11 protein-coding genes are annotated in these 18040 nt (G+C 53.2%); 7 read left to right on the top strand and 4 right to left on the bottom strand.

Annotated features, from left to right (window positions below; all coding sequences use genetic code 11):
* The 6 genes from RNAN_RS17590 (at position 1) to RNAN_RS17565 (ending at position 11593) form a co-directional block, all read left to right on the top strand.
* Positions 1-1149, top strand: coding sequence for a glutathionylspermidine synthase family protein (locus RNAN_RS17590; protein WP_008224301.1), 1149 nt, complete (start codon positions 1-3; stop codon positions 1147-1149).
* Positions 1150-1522: 373 nt separating this feature from the next.
* Positions 1523-3649, top strand: coding sequence for a glycosyl hydrolase family 18 protein (locus RNAN_RS17585; protein ID WP_008224300.1), 2127 nt, complete (start codon positions 1523-1525; stop codon positions 3647-3649).
* Between the two features lie 197 nt (positions 3650-3846).
* Positions 3847-6480 carry a glycosyl hydrolase family 18 protein gene (locus tag RNAN_RS17580; protein WP_008224298.1) on the top strand — a complete coding sequence of 878 codons (2634 nt, stop codon included), beginning with the start codon at positions 3847-3849 and terminating at the stop codon, positions 6478-6480.
* Positions 6481-6672: 192 nt separating this feature from the next.
* Entirely contained in the window at positions 6673-7914 is a 1242-nt protein-coding gene (locus tag RNAN_RS17575; RefSeq protein ID WP_008224296.1) for a lytic polysaccharide monooxygenase, read from the top strand.
* Positions 7915-8077: 163 nt separating this feature from the next.
* Positions 8078-9397, top strand: coding sequence for an amino-acid N-acetyltransferase (gene argA, locus RNAN_RS17570; RefSeq protein WP_008224294.1), 1320 nt, complete (start codon positions 8078-8080; stop codon positions 9395-9397).
* 96 nt (positions 9398-9493) lie between these two features.
* Positions 9494-11593: a DUF6351 family protein gene (locus RNAN_RS17565; protein WP_008224292.1), complete on the top strand. Its 2100-nt coding sequence runs from the start codon at positions 9494-9496 to the stop codon at positions 11591-11593.
* On the opposite strand, the gene RNAN_RS17560 is transcribed toward RNAN_RS17565, so the two are convergent.
* The 3 genes from RNAN_RS17560 to RNAN_RS17550 form a co-directional block, all read right to left on the bottom strand.
* A complete protein-coding gene (locus tag RNAN_RS17560) occupies positions 11576-12655 on the bottom strand; it encodes a glycerol-3-phosphate dehydrogenase/oxidase (RefSeq protein ID WP_008224289.1) in 1080 nt (359 codons plus the stop codon). The genes RNAN_RS17565 and RNAN_RS17560 overlap by 18 nt on opposite strands.
* Before the next feature lie 13 nt (positions 12656-12668).
* Positions 12669-13775 (bottom strand): glutamate 5-kinase, encoded by a 1107-nt coding sequence (gene proB, locus RNAN_RS17555; RefSeq protein WP_008224288.1) that lies wholly within the window; start codon positions 13773-13775, stop codon positions 12669-12671.
* A 61-nt stretch (positions 13776-13836) separates the two neighbouring features.
* Positions 13837-14355, bottom strand: a complete 519-nt coding sequence (locus RNAN_RS17550; RefSeq protein WP_008224287.1) for a DUF4124 domain-containing protein — start codon at positions 14353-14355, stop codon at positions 13837-13839.
* Between the two features lie 201 nt (positions 14356-14556).
* Here RNAN_RS17550 and RNAN_RS17545 point away from each other — a divergent pair, with 201 nt between their 5' ends.
* Positions 14557-15195, top strand: a complete 639-nt coding sequence (locus RNAN_RS17545; RefSeq protein ID WP_008224286.1) for a YiaD family glycine zipper/OmpA-like lipoprotein — start codon at positions 14557-14559, stop codon at positions 15193-15195.
* Between the two features lie 58 nt (positions 15196-15253).
* On the opposite strand, the gene RNAN_RS17540 is transcribed toward RNAN_RS17545, so the two are convergent.
* The gene (locus RNAN_RS17540) at positions 15254-17839 is read right to left on the bottom strand and encodes a TonB-dependent receptor (protein ID WP_040552546.1); all 2586 of its coding nucleotides are present in this window, start codon (positions 17837-17839) and stop codon (positions 15254-15256) included.
* Positions 17840-18040 lie beyond the last annotated feature (201 nt).

The following is an 18040-nucleotide window of genomic DNA, read 5'->3' as shown; positions in this document are numbered from 1 at the left end:
ATGAAGCGCATTAACTGCAACCCGCGCCCCGGCTGGAAAGCCTTTGCTGAAAGCGTTGGTTTTAACTTTCATACCTTTGACGGCGAGCCGTACTGGGATGAAACAGCATATTACCAGTTCAGCCTGGCGCAAATTGAACAGGATTTGGAAGACCCAACCGAACAGCTGCACCAAATGGCGCTGGATTTGGTAGATGATATTGTTACCAGTGAACAAAAGCTGACTCAACTAGCCATTCCAGAGCCGTTCTGGGATGCGGTGCTGGCCAGCTGGCGGGCAAAAGAGCCACACTTGTATGGCCGGATGGACTTTAGCTATAACGGCAAAGGCCCGGCCAAGCTGTTAGAGCTAAATTACGACACCCCCACTTCACTCTATGAAACCGGCTTTTTTCAGTGGGTCTGGCTGGAAGATATGCTGATGCGCGGCGCTCTGCCGCAGGGAGCAGATCAGTTCAATTCGCTGCAGGATAAACTACAGCAAGCCTTTAGCGAACTTAACCTGCCACAGCCATTTTACTTTGCCAGCGTAACAGAAAGCATTGAAGATAAAGGCACTGTCGATTATCTGATGGATATTGCGCTGCAAGCCGGTGTTAATTGCCGCTATATTCAGCTGGAACAATTAGGCGATATTGACGGCCAGCTGGTCGACTTAGACGGCTTTCCCATTCAGGGGTTATTTAAGCTCTACCCGTGGGAATTTATGCTGCAGGAAGACTTTGCCAGCACCATTTTAACCAGCCAAACCCAGTTTATTGAGCCACTATGGAAATGCCTGTTATCGAATAAAGGCATACTGCCGCTGCTGTGGCAAAAATATCAGGGCCACCCGAATCTGTTGCCGGCATTTTTTGATGATGGCAGCAACTTACAACCTGGCTGGTTGCGCAAACCGCTGCTGTCACGCGAAGGCGCTAATATTGAACTGCTGACCGACGATGGCAAACGGCTGACACAAGACGGCCCCTATAACGACAGTGGTTATATCCGCCAGCAACTGGCAGCACTGCCGCAGTTTGACAATAACTATACGCTGATTGGCAGCTGGGTGGTGGGTGACAGCGCGGCAGGCATAGGTATCCGTGAAGATAACAGCCTGATCACCAAAGACAGCTCACGCTTTGTGCCGCATATCATCCTCGACTAACCTTTGAACACAGCGGCGCTGCTCATCGTGCCGCTGTCGCTATTAACATCCTTCCCCAATAACGCCAAATTGGCCCGATAATGTGTAAATTATCCTGACGCCAGGTTGTAATTATTTTTCATTTAAATTCAGTAAATTAAGTTCTGCCAGCAAAAATATCATTAAATTCTCAAGTCTAAATTTTGACAACGCTGTCATATTTGCCATAGTCAATACCGCTTATTTTCTAATCAGCAGTGTGTATAAACGACACTGCTGGCAAGCAGAAAATAACCAACGTTCGAATTAAAAAAGCTGTTAAAAGCCGGACGATTTTGCGAACTATTATCGCCATAACTATTACAACACTTAAGCAACACCATTGGAGGAAGTTATGTTTAAACAAGCAGTTAAAGGCGGAAGTGGCATATCACTACTGCTGCTGGCCGCCAGTATTCAGGCCGCCACACCCAATGCCCCGGTGATCAGCTGGATGCCGACCGACTACACCCTGCAAAATGGCAGCGTGCAGGTACCGCTACGCTGGGATATGTGGTGGGGCAGCAACGGTAACAAATGGTATTTACATAAAAATGACAGCGTTGTCTATGAAGCTGCATTAACACCCAACGGCCAGAACGCACAAAGCGGCAGTACCAGCTTATCCTTTACCCAGCCCGGCAGTTACCAGCTGCAGGTCAGTTTATGTGATGTCAGTGGCAGCACTGAGCACTGCGCGCAAAGCGGCATTACGACTATTACGATTAGCGGCACAGGCGGCAGCAAACCGGACCCGGTAGAGCCCGATCCGGTTGACCCTGATCCTGTTGACCCAGACCCGGTAGAACCGGTTAACCCGGCCGCACCGGCTAAACCGACCTTTGCCTGGAGCGAAAACAGCGTCACCCTGAATGGCGGCAGCGTCAGCCTGAATTTGGCCTGGAACATGTGGTGGGGTAACAACGGCAACCTGTGGCAGTTAAAACAAAACGGCACTGTGGTGCACAGCGCCAGCCTTAGCAGCGCCACACCTGCTGCGCAAAGTGGCAGCACCAGTGTCAGCTTTAACAGCACCGGCAGCTATAACTTTGTCGTTAGTCTGTGCCAGCAAAGCAGCGATGCGCTGCTGTGTACCGACAGCGATGTCAAAACGGTCAGCGTGGTGGCCGGCTCAGGTGGCGGTGATGGTGGTGACGGCGGTGATGGCAGCTTCGACCCCTGGACCGATCTGGATATGACCGCCTGGCCGCACCCGCTTAAGCAAAATAATGTCGCTTTTAACAACACCAGCGGCAAAAAAGTCGGTGCCTACTTTGTGGAATGGGGCATTTATGGCCGCGCCTTTCATGCTGCCGATATACCAGCACAAAACCTGACGCATATTTACTATGGCTTTATCCCGGTCTGCGGCCCGAACGAAGGCTTACGCCAGGCTAACCCGGAAGGTTACGCGGCGCTGAACAGCCAGTGCAGCGGTAAGCCGGATTACTCCGTAGTGGTGCACGATAAGTTTGCCGCGCTGGAAAAAGGCTATCCGGGCGATGTGTGGGACCAACCGATCCGCGGCATTTTCGCCGAGCTGTACCGCTTAAAGCAGGCACATCCGCACGTTAAAATTCTACCGTCTGTCGGTGGCTGGACCCTATCTGATCCGCTGTACGATGTCGGCACTAACGCTGCCGCCCGTGCTGTCTTTATCGACTCTATTATCGACTTTATCCGCACCTATGATTTCTTCGACGGTATTGATATCGACTGGGAATTCCCCGGCGGCGGCGGTGCTAACCCGGCGTTAGGCTCTGCCCAGGACGGTGCCGGCTTTGCTACCTTAATGCGCGAATTGCGCCAGGCACTGGATGCGTTAAGCGCCGAGACTGGTCGCGATTATGAGCTGGCCGCGGCGATGTCCGGCGGCGTAGAGAAACTCAGCGTTGTCGACTGGGAAGATGCACATCAGCATATGGATTACATCAACCTGATGACCTACGACTATTACGGTGCCTGGAATGGCGTGCTGGGCCATCAGACCGGCTTGTATCCTTCACCTAACTCGCCTATCAGCGGCTTTAGTGCGCATGAAGCAGTGCAGTACCTGCTTAACCGCGGCGTACCGGCCGGCAAAATTGCCTTAGGCGCCGCCATGTATGGTCGCGGCTGGCAGAATGTGGCGGGGGCCACAGGCGGCAATCCGTTTACCGGCACGGGCGGTGATGGCATTACCGGCGGCTGGGAGCGCGGCATTATGGACTACAAGCAAATTGAAGCCGACTTTATGGGTGGGCCAGAGGCCAGTGGTGTGAACGGCTTTACCGTCGGCTGGGATGATACCGCCAAGGCCAGCTATGTCTGGAACCCGGCCAGCAATACGCTGATCAGTATCGATACCAAGCGCTCGGTACGCGAGAAAGGCGCTTACATTTTGCAGCATCAGCTGGGCGGTATTTTCGCCTGGGAAATCGATGCCGACAATGGCCATATTTTAAACGCGATGCATGAAGGCTTAGGCCATACGCAGCAATAACCACTATTGCCGCGGTAACTAACAGCCTAGACAGAGGAGTAAGCAAAAACCGTTTTGCCCACGCTAACACGCCGTAAACCCATCCATGGGGGCTCGTCTCAGCCCGTCCGGGGCTTCAACGGTTAGCTTAGAGCAAAGCGGTTCTTGCTCCCTGGCATCGGCTTAGATTCCCCGCGGCATTTTGCAGGAAACCCATTATGAAACTCACTACAACACTGTCGCTGCTGGCGTTAGCCAGTGCAGCGGCCTTTTCGGCCCGTGCGGTCGATTGCACTAATCTGCCACTGTGGCAAAGTGATGCTGCTTATGGCGGCGGCGCTCAGGTACAGCAGCAACAACAGGCCTTTCAGGCGAACTGGTGGACGCAGGGCAATGACCCTGTTAGCCACTCAGCGCCGTATCAGGAGTGGAGCTTACTCGGCAGCTGTGATGGCGCAGAGCCAGAACCGGACCCGCAACCTGAGCCAGACCCCGAACCAGAACCGGATCCTGAGCCAGAACCGGATCCTGAGCCACAACCCGAGCCGGATCCCGGCGTACCGGGCGATAGCAGTTGCCGGCCTGACGGCCTGTATCAAACCCCCGGCGTTACTGTGCCTTATTGCACGGTGTATGACGCCAATGGCCGCGAGATGATCAGCCCCGATCACCCACGGCGCATTATTGGCTACTTTACCAGCTGGCGTCATGGTAAAAACGGCCAGCCGGCCTATTTAGCCTCAGATATTCCGTGGGATAAAATTACCCATATTAACTACGCCTTTGCCCATGTTAATGCCGCCAATCAAATTTCAGTTGGCGATACCAGCGACCCAACCAATGCCTCTACCGGCATGGAGTGGCCGGACATTGCAGGCGCCGAGCTGGATCCCAACCTGCCGTACAAGGGCCACTTTAACCTGCTGCAAAAATACAAACAGCAGCACCCGCATGTCAAAACGCTGATCTCGGTCGGTGGCTGGGCCGAAACCGGCGGCTATTTTGATAGCGACGGTAACAGAGTCGCCAGTGGCGGCTTTTATACCATGACCACCAACAGCGATTTAAGCATTAACCAGCAGGGCATTAATACCTTCGCCGACTCAGCGGTGGCCTTTATCCGCCAGTATGGCTTTGATGGCGTGGATATTGACTACGAATACCCGACCAGCATGAACGATGCCGGTAACCCGGATGACTTTGCCCTGGCTAACAGCCTGCGCGGCGGCTTAATGCGCTCTTATGTCGAGCTGATGAAAGTGCTGCGACAAAAACTGGATGCCGCCGGTGCGGCCGATGGTAAGCATTATCTGCTGACGATAGCCTCGCCATCGTCCGGCTATTTACTGCGTGGTATGGAGGCGTTTCAGGTTACCCAGTATCTGGATTACGTTAACATTATGAGCTACGACCTGCACGGCGCCTGGAACCAGTTTGTCGGCCATAACGCCGCGCTGTTTGATAGCGGCGAAGACGCCGAGCTGGCCGCCTGGAACTACTACAACACCGCGCAGTACCAGCAAATTGGCTATCTGAATACCGATTGGGCCTACCGTTATTTTCGCGGCACTATGCCAGCCGGGCGAATTAACATAGGTATTCCGTACTACAGCCGCGGCTGGAAAGATGTGCAGGGCGGCAGCTTTGGTTTATGGGGCACGGCGGCGCTCCCGAACCAGAGTGAGTGCCCGCCCGGCACCGGTGGCAGCACAGTCAGCAAATGCGGTAACGGCGCCGTTGGCATTGACAACCTGTGGCATGACAAAGATGTAAACGGCAATGAAATGCCGGCCGGTTCTAACCCGCTGTGGCATACGATGAACCTGGCCGAAGGCATTAGCGCCAGTTATTTTAGCCTGTACGGTTTAGACTCATCTAACCCGGCACATCAGCTAACCGGCAGTTACAGCCGGCATTACGATGCCACTGCAGTGGCGCCCTGGCTGTGGAACGCGCAGAAACAGGTGTTTTTATCGGTGGAAACCGAGCAAAGCATCGCCGCCAAAGCTCAGTACGTGATTGATAACGGCATTGGTGGCGTGATGTTTTGGGAGCTGGCCGGCGATTACGGTTGGGATGCCGTCAAAGGCGAGTACTTTATCGGTAATACCCTCACCACACAGTTTTACAACAGCTTTAACGGCGCCACGCCTTATGGTGCAGTTAAAGCCGAGCGCGTTATGCCAGCGCAGGCGGTCGATGTGCGCTTAAGCATCAGCGACTTTAAACTGGGCGATCAGAACTTCCCCATCAACCCCAAGCTTACACTGACTAACCACAGCGGTAGCACTATCCCGGGTGGCAGCAACATCAGCTTTGATGTGCCAACGGCAATACCCGATAGCATCAGTGACCAGACCGGCTTTGGTTTAACCGTGGTTGAAAGCGGCCGTAACGCCAATGGCAACAATATTGGCGGCCTTGAGAATAACTTTCACCGCGTCGCCTTTACTCTGCCGGCTTATTTAACTGTCGCCAGTGGTGACAGCGTTAGCGTGACGCTGAATTATCAGCTGCCCATGCCGATGCCGTCGAACTGGGTACTTACCGCCAATGGCAGCGACTATGCCTTTGCCGAAGAGTACCCGCAGTTACCGGTAGTAGACATTGGCACCGGCGATGGCGACGGTGGTGATGGTGGTGATGGTGGTGATGGAGGCGAAAGCTGCGGCGGCATCAGCGCGCCTATTTACCCTTATCCGCAATGGCCGCAAACCGACTGGGCCGGTAACCCCAGCCATGCTAACGGCGGTGACCATTTGTCGTACCAGGGCGGCGTGTATAAAGCCAACTGGTGGACTAACTCGGTGCCGGGCAGTGATGGCAGCTGGAGCTTTATTTGTAATTTATAGCTACTTATAAGACCGCAGACGGTGAGCTCCGTATCCCACCGTCTGCACGGATGCTTTTCCTGCGAGGGTCGATGCCTTATCAGGGCGCCACAGAGTGTCTGAGTCCGCACGCCAGGGCGGGCGAGTTGCTGTGGCGAGCCTGAGAAGGTCTTCGACCCAGAGCGCCTTGCCCGATAACCAAGAGAAACCACTATGCAAGCCAAACATTTAATCCCCGCAATCCTGACAACCAGCCTGCTATTTATCAGCCTGCAGGCCAGCAGCCATGGCTATGTCGATTACCCCAAAGCCCGGCAGCAAATATGTAAAGACGACGGTGGCTACTGGTGGCCGGCTGATGGCAGCGGTATGCCTAATGCTGCCTGCCGTGCTGCTTACCAGCAATCCGGCGGTTATATGCTGACCCAGCATCATGAATTTTCCGCCAATGTCGCCGATTACCGCAATATGGCGGCGGTGCAAAGCATCGTCAGCGATGGTAGCCTGTGCGCCGCTGGCGATAGCCGCAAAAGCGGCATCGATATCCCCTCAGCTGACTGGCAGCGCACCACTATCGATCTGACGCAAAGCAGTGAGCTAACGCTGCGCTTTCGCGCCACTACGCCGCATAACCCCAGCTTCTGGCAAATCTATTTAAGTAAAGCCGGCTTTGATATTGCCAGCGAGCCACTGAGCTGGAGCCAGCTGGAGTTGATTCACCAGCAAAGCGATGTAGCCGCCGATGCTGGTTACTACACGCTGCAGGTACCACTGCCAACTGATCGCAGCGGCGCAGCAGTGCTGTATACGCGCTGGCAACGGGTCGATGTGGTGGGAGAAGGCTTTTATAACTGCTCGGATATCGAGCTGGTAAATGGCAATGGCGATACCCCGCCGCCGCTGTGGTTTGATAAAGGCGCTTACGTTAACCTGCAAACGCCGGCCGAAGTGGGCGGTTATGCCCAGTTAAGGTTATTTGATAGCCATGGCCAGGAGCTGATAGACCAAAGCTGGCAGATCACTACCAGTAATATTGCTAACGCACTGTGGGCGACAGAACTGGCGGCACAGGTAAACACCCAGCACAGCAACCTGCTGCAACTTGGGCTGTTAGACGGTGATAATGTGGTATTTAGCAGCGATTTAGCAGCAAACCGTGCCTATGTACGGGATAATAGCCACTTTTATAACCTCGACCTGCGCCCCGCACCCGACAACGGTGGTGATGATGGTGGCTCTGATAATGGCAACAGCCCGCCGGGTAACTGCCCCGGTTATGACTTAACGCAGGTAAACACTTATCCCAATTGGCCACAATTGGACTGGCAAGGCCAACCCAGCCATGCCGCCGGTGGCGATAAGCTGATATACCAAAACGCCCTATATCAGGCCAACTGGTGGACGCAAAGCCCGCCCGGCAGCGACAGCAGCTGGGCCCAGCTGTGCAGTTGGTAACAGCTAACAGCAGCACAGAATAAATATGCTGAAAAAGTAGATATAAAACCACTTTTCACCTAAAATGCCGGCTTTAACGCAGTTGAAGTTGGCATTTTGTCATATAGCTGCCATCTTTATGTCCTATACAGCTTGTGTCTGAATAGAAGGAAGCCCAACGCCCGTGCGCACCACTGAACTTGTTTCCGGTTTTCGTCAATCTGCCCCTTATGTTAATGCACACCGCGGCAAAACCTTTGTCGTGATGCTGGGTGGCGAAGCCATTATGCAAAGCGGTTTTCGCAGTATTATTAATGACATAGCCCTGCTTAACAGCCTAGGCATTAAAGTGGTGCTGGTGTATGGCGCCCGGCCACAAATTAATGCGGCGCTGCAGCAGGCCGGCTTAGAGCCAACCTATCATAACCGCGTGCGGGTAACCGATGATGACTCCTTTAAGTTAATTAAGCAGGTAGCCGGTGCACTGCAGCTGGATATTACCGCCCGGCTGTCGATGAGTTTAAGCAATACGCCGATGCAGGGCGCGCAGATTAACGTGGTCAGTGGCAACTTTGTCATTGCCCAGCCGCTGGGTGTCGATGAAGGCGTCGATTATCATCACAGTGGCCGGGTGCGGCGCATTGATGCCGCCGGGATCCGCCGGCAGCTGGATAACAACGGTATAGTGCTGATGGGGCCAATCGCCGCTTCCGTTACCGGCGAGAGCTTTAATTTAACTGCCGAAGATATTGCTACTCAGGTAGCGATTAAACTAAAAGCCGACAAAATGATTGGTTTTAACGAAATTGGTGGCATTGTCGGCGAAGATGGCGAGATCACAGCAGAACTCATGCCAAACGCTGCCGAACAGATCATGCTGCAATTAGAGCAGCAGGACGACGCCTGTACCGGCACAGTGGCGTTTCTACATGCCGCCATCAGCGCTTGCCGCGCCGGCGTACCGCGTTGTCACTTAGTCAGCTACGATGAAGATGGCGCCTTGCTGCAAGAGCTGTTCTCCCGCGACGGTATCGGTACCCAGATTGTGACCGAGTCTGCGGAAAAACTGCGTCAGGCCACCATCTCTGATATCGGCGGTATCTTAGATTTGATCCGGCCGCTGGAGCAGCAGGGCTTGCTGGTACGGCGCTCGCGCGAGCAGCTGGAGATGGAAATTAACCAGTTTACCTTAATAGAACGCGATGGCCTGGTGATTGGCTGCGCCGCGCTGTATCCGTTTCCGGAAGAGAATGTCGGCGAGTTTGCCTGTTTAGCCGTGCACCCGGATTACCGCGATGCCGACCGTGGCAGTACCTTGTTAAAAGCCGTGATCCAGCAGGCACGACAGCGCAAGTACAACAAACTGTTTGCCTTAACCACCCGCAGCATTCACTGGTTTTTAGAGCACGGCTTTGAGCTGTTAACGGTAGAAGATTTACCGGCCCAGAAAAAGCAGCTGTATAACTATCAGCGCCGCTCTAAAATTCTCGCCATCACGTTATAAAATCCAGGCCTGCTGCCACCACAGCAGGCCAATTTTTTCTCACCAGCCGCCGGCGCTGACTAAACTTAGCTCAGGTCACCACTGCGGAATAACAGCATGCGTCTATTAAGTTTAACGGTGTTAGCACTACTGCTGGTGCTGCTACTACTGACCCAGTGCAGCAATAGCCCCGGCCAGCGCTGGCGTGAACCCAACCCGGTACAGGGCATAGCACCGGCGCAGCCAGGCCCGCTATTACAGGTTAGCGGCCATATCCGCTATACGCCCAGGCCAGACGATCCTTATCCTTACCCGATTCCACTGGGTGAGCCCGGCCCGCTAATGCCACTCTATAGTGGCGGCCTGCACTACCCGCTGTATTGCGACTTTCGTGCCCAGGCTCTGGATGCCCCCCTGGTTGATAACCAGCAAGGCTATGGCGTGGCCGTGCGACAACATGGCGACATTATTGGTTACAGCAAAGATTGTCTGCAGCCGGCGCAGCTGCAGTTTTACCTGCTGCAGGCAAATGGTGACATTAGCCGTTTTAACGGCGGTGACATAAGCGTCGGCCAGCAATTGCTGCGACTGGAGCTGGGCACTATTAACCGTTTTTTTTATTACATCTTAATGCCCGTCACGCCGGCGGAATACGCTGAGCGCGGCGGCGCTTCGCAGTGGAATAACAAACTGATTTATCAGTTTCATGGCGGTGTCGGTATTGGCTATCGGCAGGGCTACCTTAAACCCGAGCGCTTAATACGTGACCGTCAGGACGAGCTGCGCCAGGGTTTTGCCGTCATTAGCGCCAGCATTAACAAAACCAGTTATGGCTATAACTTTTTACTGGCTGAAGATACCGCCAGCCGGGTTAAACGCCACTTTGTCAGCCTGTATGGCGCGCCGCAGTATACGCTGGGCATTGGCGGCTCCGGTGGCGGCATCGCGCAATATTTGCTGCTGCAAAACCACCCGGACTTACTCGATGGCGGCATAGCGCTGTACAGTTACCCCGATATGCTAAGCCAAACCCTGTATGCGCTCGACTGCGACCTGCTGCATAACTATTACTATTTTACTGCTGCAGATAAACACCGCTGGCAATCATTAAGTCAGCGCCAGTTGCTGGAGGGCTTAAGCGTATCGCCTGAGCATAGCCTTAAGTTCTCTGCTCAGGTCGCACTGGCGCAACTAACCGAAGGTATCTGGCCAACGCTGCCGCAAGGCGCCACCCAGTGCCACAATGCCTGGCTGGGGCTGTCATCCCTGGTGCATAACCCACAGCAGGGCAAATTAAAGCGGCTGGTCGATGATAGGCTGCTGGCACAGGTAAACTGGAGTTACTGGGGTGATTTAGCCAGTATTTATGGTGTTGACCAGCAGGGTTTTGGCCACAGCTTATGGGATAACCAGGGCGTGCAGTATGGTTTGCAGGCGCTGAAGCAGGGCAGCCTCAGCGCAGAAGATTTTATCGCACTAAACCGGGCCATTGGCAGCTGGCAACCACAGGCAAAAATGCAACCAGAGCAGATCCGCTATCTGCCCTTAATCGATACGCCCTTGTGGCTAAGTGCCTTTGGCCGGCAAAATATTGTTCAGTCAGGCCCAGCGCAGCCGGCGCCGCGTTACAGCGCAAACCGCCGGGCCATTACGCAGGCTTATCGTTATGGCCAGCTGTTTTTGGGTCTGACCGATAAACCTATTCTGGACTTGCGGCATTATCTGGACCCCAAACTGGATATGCACCATCTGGAGCCATCGTTTGCCGCCCGCGAGCGCCTGCGCAAACGCCATGGCCATGCCGATAATCAACTGATCTGGGTCAGTGACCCGGCTTATACTCCGCTTAGCGAAGCCGTTGCCCTGATGGATCAGTGGCTAAGCAGCGGGCAAAAACCCGCCAGTGCGCAGGATCAATGCTTTGCCGCCGATGGCACCGTGATTGCCGCCGGCAGCGGCGTCTGGCAAACAGACGGCCACTGTGCCACAGTTTTTCCGCCCTACAGTAACAGCCGGCGCAAGGCCGGCGCACCGGCACATGGCTTAATGTTTAACTGTGCCCTTATCATTGTTGAGCATGCCATAGCACGGGGCGACTACGCACCTGTCAATATGCAACCTTATCAGGCAGAGCTGGCAGCGACTTTCCCGGCCGGGGTTTGTGATTATCAACGGCCGGATCAGGCGTTACCGGCCGATCTAGCCTTTGGCTACTGATTGCGCTACCTCGGCCGCAACATTTTTCCCCAGCGCACGGGCGGTGGTCCACTTGCCGCCCGACACGGTAAGTAATTTGTCTTGCCAGTGCAATTGGTACTCGCGGCTGGCCTTACTGGCATTGGCACTGCCGCCGAGCAAAGGCCGTACGCCGGCAAAATCACCCAGTATGCTGTCTGCGGTGGCAGCGGGGCTAAAATAATGGTTATACACGTCAAGCAGATAACGCCGCTCAGCGTCTGAGCATTGAATAGGCTCATTCAGCTGCTGGCGCACTTCGGTGGTGCCCAGCAACGTCTTGCCCTGATACGGCAGCACAAACACGATGCGCGCCTCGCCCGGCACTTCCAGCATATGGCCGTAACGGCCCTGCGCCGCTAACAACAGATGGCTGCCGCGCACCAAATCCAGCGGCTGGGTGGGCAGTGCCGACTGCTGCAGTAATTGCTGGCTCCAGGGCCCGGCGACATTGACTAGCCGGTCAAACTGCTGCCAGCCCGAGCTTAATAACAGCTTGCCATCGGCAGTAACCTGCTGCACCGGGCTGTGTTCCAGCAAGGTAACACCGGCCTTGCGGCATTGCTGCGCCATCCACAGGCCCAGTTTTTGGTCGTCCATCTGGCCATCAAAAAACAGGTAAGCGCCCAGCAGACCCTGGCTATTTAGCTGTGGTGAGCAGCGCAGCGTCTGCTGTGGATTTAACCAGCGGTGCCGGCCAATGCCTTTGCGGCCGGCGAAGCTATCATACAGCCAGAGGCCGATTTTTAGCTGCCAGCGGGCGCGGCGCGAGTTGTGGTACAGCGGATATAAAATAGGCAGGCGCCGGGTAAGTTGTGGTGCTTTTTTCAGCCACCAGCGCCGCTCCTGCAGCGCTTCGCGCACCAGGCGGAATTCACCCTGTTCCAGATAACGCAGGCCACCGTGCAGTAATTTTGATGACGCGCTACTGGTGGCCTGCATCAGCGCGTCTCGCTCAAACAAGGTCACCTGATGGCCAGCCAGCGCCAGTTGCCAGGCACTGCTTAAACCATTAATGCCGCCGCCCACTACCGCTATCTTCATCGGTCACCTGTTGTTAAGTTGTCAGCGCAATATCGTCCCGGTGCACCACTTCTTCACTGGGGCAAAAACCCAGCGTTTGCGCAATTTGGGTGCTGTGTAAGCCTTTAATCAGTTGTAGTTCAGTGGCGCTGTACTGGCAAATGCCTTTCGCCAATTGCTTGCCGCTATCATCGCACAGCCAGATGGCATCGCCTTTATCAAACTGGCCGCTAACGCTAACGATACCTTTGGCCAGCAGGGAGGCGCCTTTATGCAGCAACGCCTGTACCGCACCATTGTCGAGGCTGATGCTGCCCTGGCTTTTTAAGCTGTTAAGCAACCAGTGCTTTTTTGCACTAAGCCTGTCCTGCTGACGGACAAACAGGGTGCCGGCCGGCTCGCCGCGCAGCAGTGCATCAAAGCTGGCGGCTTTCTGGCCATTAATAATCAGTGTATCCACGCCCAGCTTAGTGGCTTTATCTGCTGCCTGTATTTTGGTTGTCATACCGCCGGTGCCAATGGCATGGTGGCTGCCGCCGGCCATGGCATAAATCTCAGCGGTAATTTTTTCCACCCGGGGAATAAAGCGCGCATCTGGCACAGTGCGCGGGTTGGCCGTATAGAGGCCATCGATATCAGAGCAGATAAGCAGTGCATCGGCATCCACCAACACCGCCACCATAGCCGCCAGGTTATCGTTATCACCCACTTTCAGCTCGGCAGTGGCCACGCTGTCGTTTTCATTGACGATAGGCAGCACCTGATTGGCTAATAAAGTACGCAGGGTGTTGTCGATATTCAGGTAGCGGCGCCGGTCGGCTAAATCATCGTGCGTTAACAGAATTTGCGCGCAGCGAAAATCAAATAAATGGCTCCAGGTCGCCATCATCTGGGTTTGGCCTACCGCCGCCATCGCTTGTTTAATATTGATCGGTAGCGGCTGATGAGCAAAAGCAATGGCCGAGCGGCCGGCGGCCACACTGCCAGACGACACCAGCACCACTTCGGTGCCTTGTTGACGGCATTCGCTGATAAAACGGGCAATCGCCAGCAAGTAGCGGGTAGAACAGCCTTTGGCATCAGGCGAAATCAGCGCACTGCCAACCTTAATAACAATGCGCCGCCAGTCAGAATGTAACATAAGCACCCCATAACACAGCCAAACTGGCAGCAGCTTAAAGTTTAGGCGTCTATATGTCTATTTAATTCTTGGTGCTGGCCATGGCAATTTCACAATTGCCGGCGGTTAAGTGGGTATAGCCGCCATAGGCACCTAACACCAACCGATCATCGGTCAGCTTTTTCACCTGCCAACTGACCTGGCCACTGCCAAAGGCGGGATGATCAATAACAAAAGAGCCTGGTGCCTGGCGAATAGGGTACTTAAAGGTGTCTAGTCGCTGCTCCTGGCTGATATGCTGTACCATCTGGCGCTCACTGAAGATCCAGGTTTTGCGCAGCGCATTGTCTTGCTGCACCACACCATCGGGTAAATTTGAGGTACCTATTTCACACCAACTGCCAGAAATCAGCTCGCTAACCGCTTGCTGTGGCTGCTCGGCAAAGCGGATATCCAGCTTAACTTCATCACCGCCACGGCATGGCTCACCCTGAAACACCACTTCATTATTGGCATTGGTACATTTATATACTTCAGCAACAGCAGGTTGCATCATGCAAGCACTGCTTAATAGCATTAAAAAGCGCACGGTATATTTCATTATTAAATCCTTTTCAACGGCTGCCATCTTGGGGCCCCGCAATTAAACCTGCATACAATACTGAAAAACGCTGCCAAAGTGAACAAAGCCGACAAAAATATACAAAATTTCAACAAACGCCGTCTACACAAAGCGTTATAGTTCAGCATTAATTCAGTTTGAATCACTAAGCTGACACCATTATATGATTAGGAGTGTATTATGCGCCGTTCTGTTTTTATTGTATCGCTGCTCTCTGCCAGCCTGGTAATGGCTGGTTGTGCCTCAAACGAATATTCGAACACTACCAAAGGTGCCGCTATCGGCGCCGTGGTCGGCGCTGTAGCCGGCAAGGCGACAGGTAACCACAAAGATAAGCGGCTGGTGATCGGCGCTGCTGTCGGTGCGCTGGCTGGCGCTGCGGTGGGCAGTTACATGGATAAACAAGAGAAAGCATTAAAAGAAGAGCTAAGCGGCAGCGGCGTAAAAGTGATCCGCGAAGGCGACAAGCTACGGTTAGATATACCAGCCCAGCTGACCTTTGAGATTAACCGCTCGGATATCCGCAGCAATTTATACCCGGTGTTTAATGACATTGCCAAGGTACTGCGTGAGTACGAAAAAACCATGCTGGTGGTTGCCGGTCATACCGACGATACCGGCCCGTATCAGTACAATATGAACCTGTCACAACAGCGCGCCGACAGCGTTAAACAGTATCTGATAGCGCAAAATGTGCAGGCCATTCGTATTGAAACTCAGGGCTATGGCCCAAATTACCCGATAGTGCCGAACACCTCCGAAACTAACCGTGCACAAAACCGCCGGGTAGAAATTCATATCGAACCGATAGTGGAATAACGCTTTGTTTTAGTAAAAAAACAGCGCCTATCGGCGCTGTTTTCATTTCAGCTGTTAGTTAAAAACGGTAACTGATTTTGCCATAAATGTACTGACCACGCGGGTTATGCACCTTCGAAGCGTAACCATACAGGTCACCGTCACCATCACCGATAGCAAATGGTGGATCTTCATCCAGCGCATTGTTCATACCCAGCACCAGTTGAGTTTTGTCATTCAGGTTATAGCGGGCCTGAATATCCAGCAACATCTGCGCGCTGATAGTACGAGTGGTCGTGCTCTCTACATCACTTGGTGCTGCATAGTCTTCAAACTCGCCAATATAACTCAGGCTAGTCACTACACCCCAGTCACCGTGGCTCCAGTCAGCAGCAGCTAACCAGCGGTGTTTTGGATAGTTATATTCACCGGCATAGTCGATACTATTTTTCTCAAATTTGCTGATATATGACCAGTCCAGGCTAAACCTGACTTGCCCCATATCCTGCAGTGCCAACCGATAAGACGTTGATAAATCTAAACCGGTAGCTTCCTGCGAGCTGACGTTAACATAGCTGTTGAATAAGCGTGATAACTCGCCCAGTGTTTGTCCTGGCAATGGTGCTAAACGTACGCAGACGGTACTGTTCTGGTTATTACATTCAGCCGCATAGACATTCTCATAGTCATTTTTATCGATCTTATTGTCTTGGGTGATACTCCAGATATCAGCTGTAACATCAAACTCATCATTAACCTGCCAGACAAAACCCAGGTTAAAGGTTTCTGACTCTTCAGGCTGTAAGCCTTCACCACCAACAAATACGATAGTGTAATCGGTCGATGCGCAAGCCGGGTTAGAGGCATCAGCCACCGGACAACGATAAGTATCGGTAAAGAATACCGATTCCTGTGAGGGGCCTAAACCAATCTGTGCCAATGAAGGTGCACGGAAGCCCTGACCAAATGAAGCGCGCAGCGTAAAGTTATCTAATGGGCGCCATTTCATCGTTAACTGCGGGTTAGTGGTTGAGCCGAAATCACTGTAGTGGTCATAGCGGCCTGCAACAGTAAACTCCAGGGTGTCGTCAATCGGAATTAATAGCTCTACATAAGCAGCATATTGGTCACGGTCTGCCTGAGCAGATACAGACTCAGTACCAAATATTAAACCACGCTGAAATTGATCATCCGGTTGGTCAAAGGCATCTTCTTCACGGTATTCAACACCGGCCGCCAGCGACACCATCTGATCGCCCAGAGCAAAAGCTTCACCACTGATACTAGCGTCATAGGAAGTAATATGTGATTCGCCACGGCGCACTAAAGAGGTGGTAATGGCATCAATAACTTCAGGTGAGTTAAAGGTGCCGCCGAATGGGTTGTAGTTACCCAGATTAATTTGTTCCTGCAGGAAGTCGGTGCGTACCCAGCCTTGCTGCTTGCTACCGGTTTGCATCGACTCACTGCGGCCCTTTTGCGCCGCGATATCCCAGTCCCAGTTATTGATCTGGCCACGTAGTCCCAGCACCATTCTTAACGAATCAGATTCAATATCCCAGACACGAGGGCCTGCATCTACAGTGCGGAAGCGGTTAATCGCGATATCCACACCAAAGGGGTTGTTAGGGTGCGTGCCCGGTACGGTTAAACCGGCATCACCATCTAGCGGCGTAGCTGCACCTGAGGCCTGCGAGCGGTTATGCTGTACGGAAAGCTCAACATAGCCCTGAAGGCTGTCAGTAAACTGCTGGCTACCCTGGAAAATAGCACCCACCCGCTCCGCCGCAGGCACTGTCATGCCAAAAGGACCATAGTCAAATACACAGGTTTGGCCGAATGCCTGATCGGCCGGACAACCCGGATCAATGCGGGTTTCACCATTTACGATAAAGTTACCCGGGAAACCGCGTGATGAACGTAAATCCAGACCACCATAAGGTGCCTGATTCGCAGTACCAAAGCGGCCCATTTCTGCACCGGTAATCACAGTATTCTTAAAGTAATCCAGGATCAAAGTGGCGTTGGCATCATCCGTTTCGGTGCCCCAGACCAGGCTGGCGGAGGTTTCATCATAAGATGGCCCTGTAGTACCACCATGACTGACGCTTACTTCCGCGCCATCAAAATCTTTTCGCAGGATAATGTTAACAACACCGGCAACAGCGTCTGAGCCATAAACGGCAGAAGCGCCGTCTTTTAGAATTTCTATACGCTCGATTGCCGCTACCGGAATAGAGTTAATATCTACGAAGGAGTTGGCGATGTTCTCAGCAAAAGCGCTAACAGCAACCCGGCGGCCATTAATCAGTACCAGGGTTGCGTCAGAGCCAAAACCACGCAAACTAATAGCGGCGCCGCCATTGGCGGTCGAGTCCTGGTTATTACCGCGGGTAGAGAAGGTGCCAGTACCTGCCACAGGCGTGCGCTCTAACAACTGCTGCAGATTGGAAAAGCCAGATTTGGCAATGTCTTCCCGATTGATAATATCAATTGGCGCAGCACCTTCTAAATCATTACGTTTAATACGTGAACCGGTAACTTCAATCCGTTCCACTTGTTGCGTGTCTGCACTGCTGTCGGCTTGCTGAGCAGACGCGATATTGCCGTAACACAACGAACTTACTGCTAGCGCACATAGAGAGTACTTAAATGACGTTTTCATATGCATCCTTTTTGTTATTTGTTTTGTCATCAACTGCTTACGCAGCGATAAAGATGTAGCACAAAACACAGAAATTAACATTATTCGCATATGTTATATTTGTGATAAATCGTGACAAGGCGTAACAAAAAGCAGACAACAAAAAGCCCCGCGAGAAGCGCAATACTGATCAGTTAAGAAATATTTCAGCGATCAGTTGAC

The sequence above is a fragment of the Rheinheimera nanhaiensis E407-8 genome (assembly GCF_000296695.1).
Classification (GTDB): domain Bacteria; phylum Pseudomonadota; class Gammaproteobacteria; order Enterobacterales; family Alteromonadaceae; genus Alishewanella; species Alishewanella nanhaiensis.
This window is presented reverse-complemented; position numbering and strand designations above follow the sequence as displayed.

Coding starts and splice junctions, on each gene's coding strand:
- RNAN_RS17575 (WP_008224296.1), top strand. CDS start 6,673: ATGCAAGCCAAACATTTAATCCCCGCAATCCTGACAACCAGCCTGCTA.
- RNAN_RS17560 (WP_008224289.1), bottom strand. CDS start 12,655: ATGAAGATAGCGGTAGTGGGCGGCGGCATTAATGGTTTAAGCAGTGCC.
- RNAN_RS17590 (WP_008224301.1), top strand. CDS start 1: ATGAAGCGCATTAACTGCAACCCGCGCCCCGGCTGGAAAGCCTTTGCT.
- RNAN_RS17580 (WP_008224298.1), top strand. CDS start 3,847: ATGAAACTCACTACAACACTGTCGCTGCTGGCGTTAGCCAGTGCAGCG.
- proB (WP_008224288.1), bottom strand. CDS start 13,775: ATGTTACATTCTGACTGGCGGCGCATTGTTATTAAGGTTGGCAGTGCG.
- RNAN_RS17585 (WP_008224300.1), top strand. CDS start 1,523: ATGTTTAAACAAGCAGTTAAAGGCGGAAGTGGCATATCACTACTGCTG.
- RNAN_RS17545 (WP_008224286.1), top strand. CDS start 14,557: ATGCGCCGTTCTGTTTTTATTGTATCGCTGCTCTCTGCCAGCCTGGTA.
- RNAN_RS17540 (WP_040552546.1), bottom strand. CDS start 17,839: ATGAAAACGTCATTTAAGTACTCTCTATGTGCGCTAGCAGTAAGTTCG.
- RNAN_RS17565 (WP_008224292.1), top strand. CDS start 9,494: ATGCGTCTATTAAGTTTAACGGTGTTAGCACTACTGCTGGTGCTGCTA.
- RNAN_RS17550 (WP_008224287.1), bottom strand. CDS start 14,355: ATGAAATATACCGTGCGCTTTTTAATGCTATTAAGCAGTGCTTGCATG.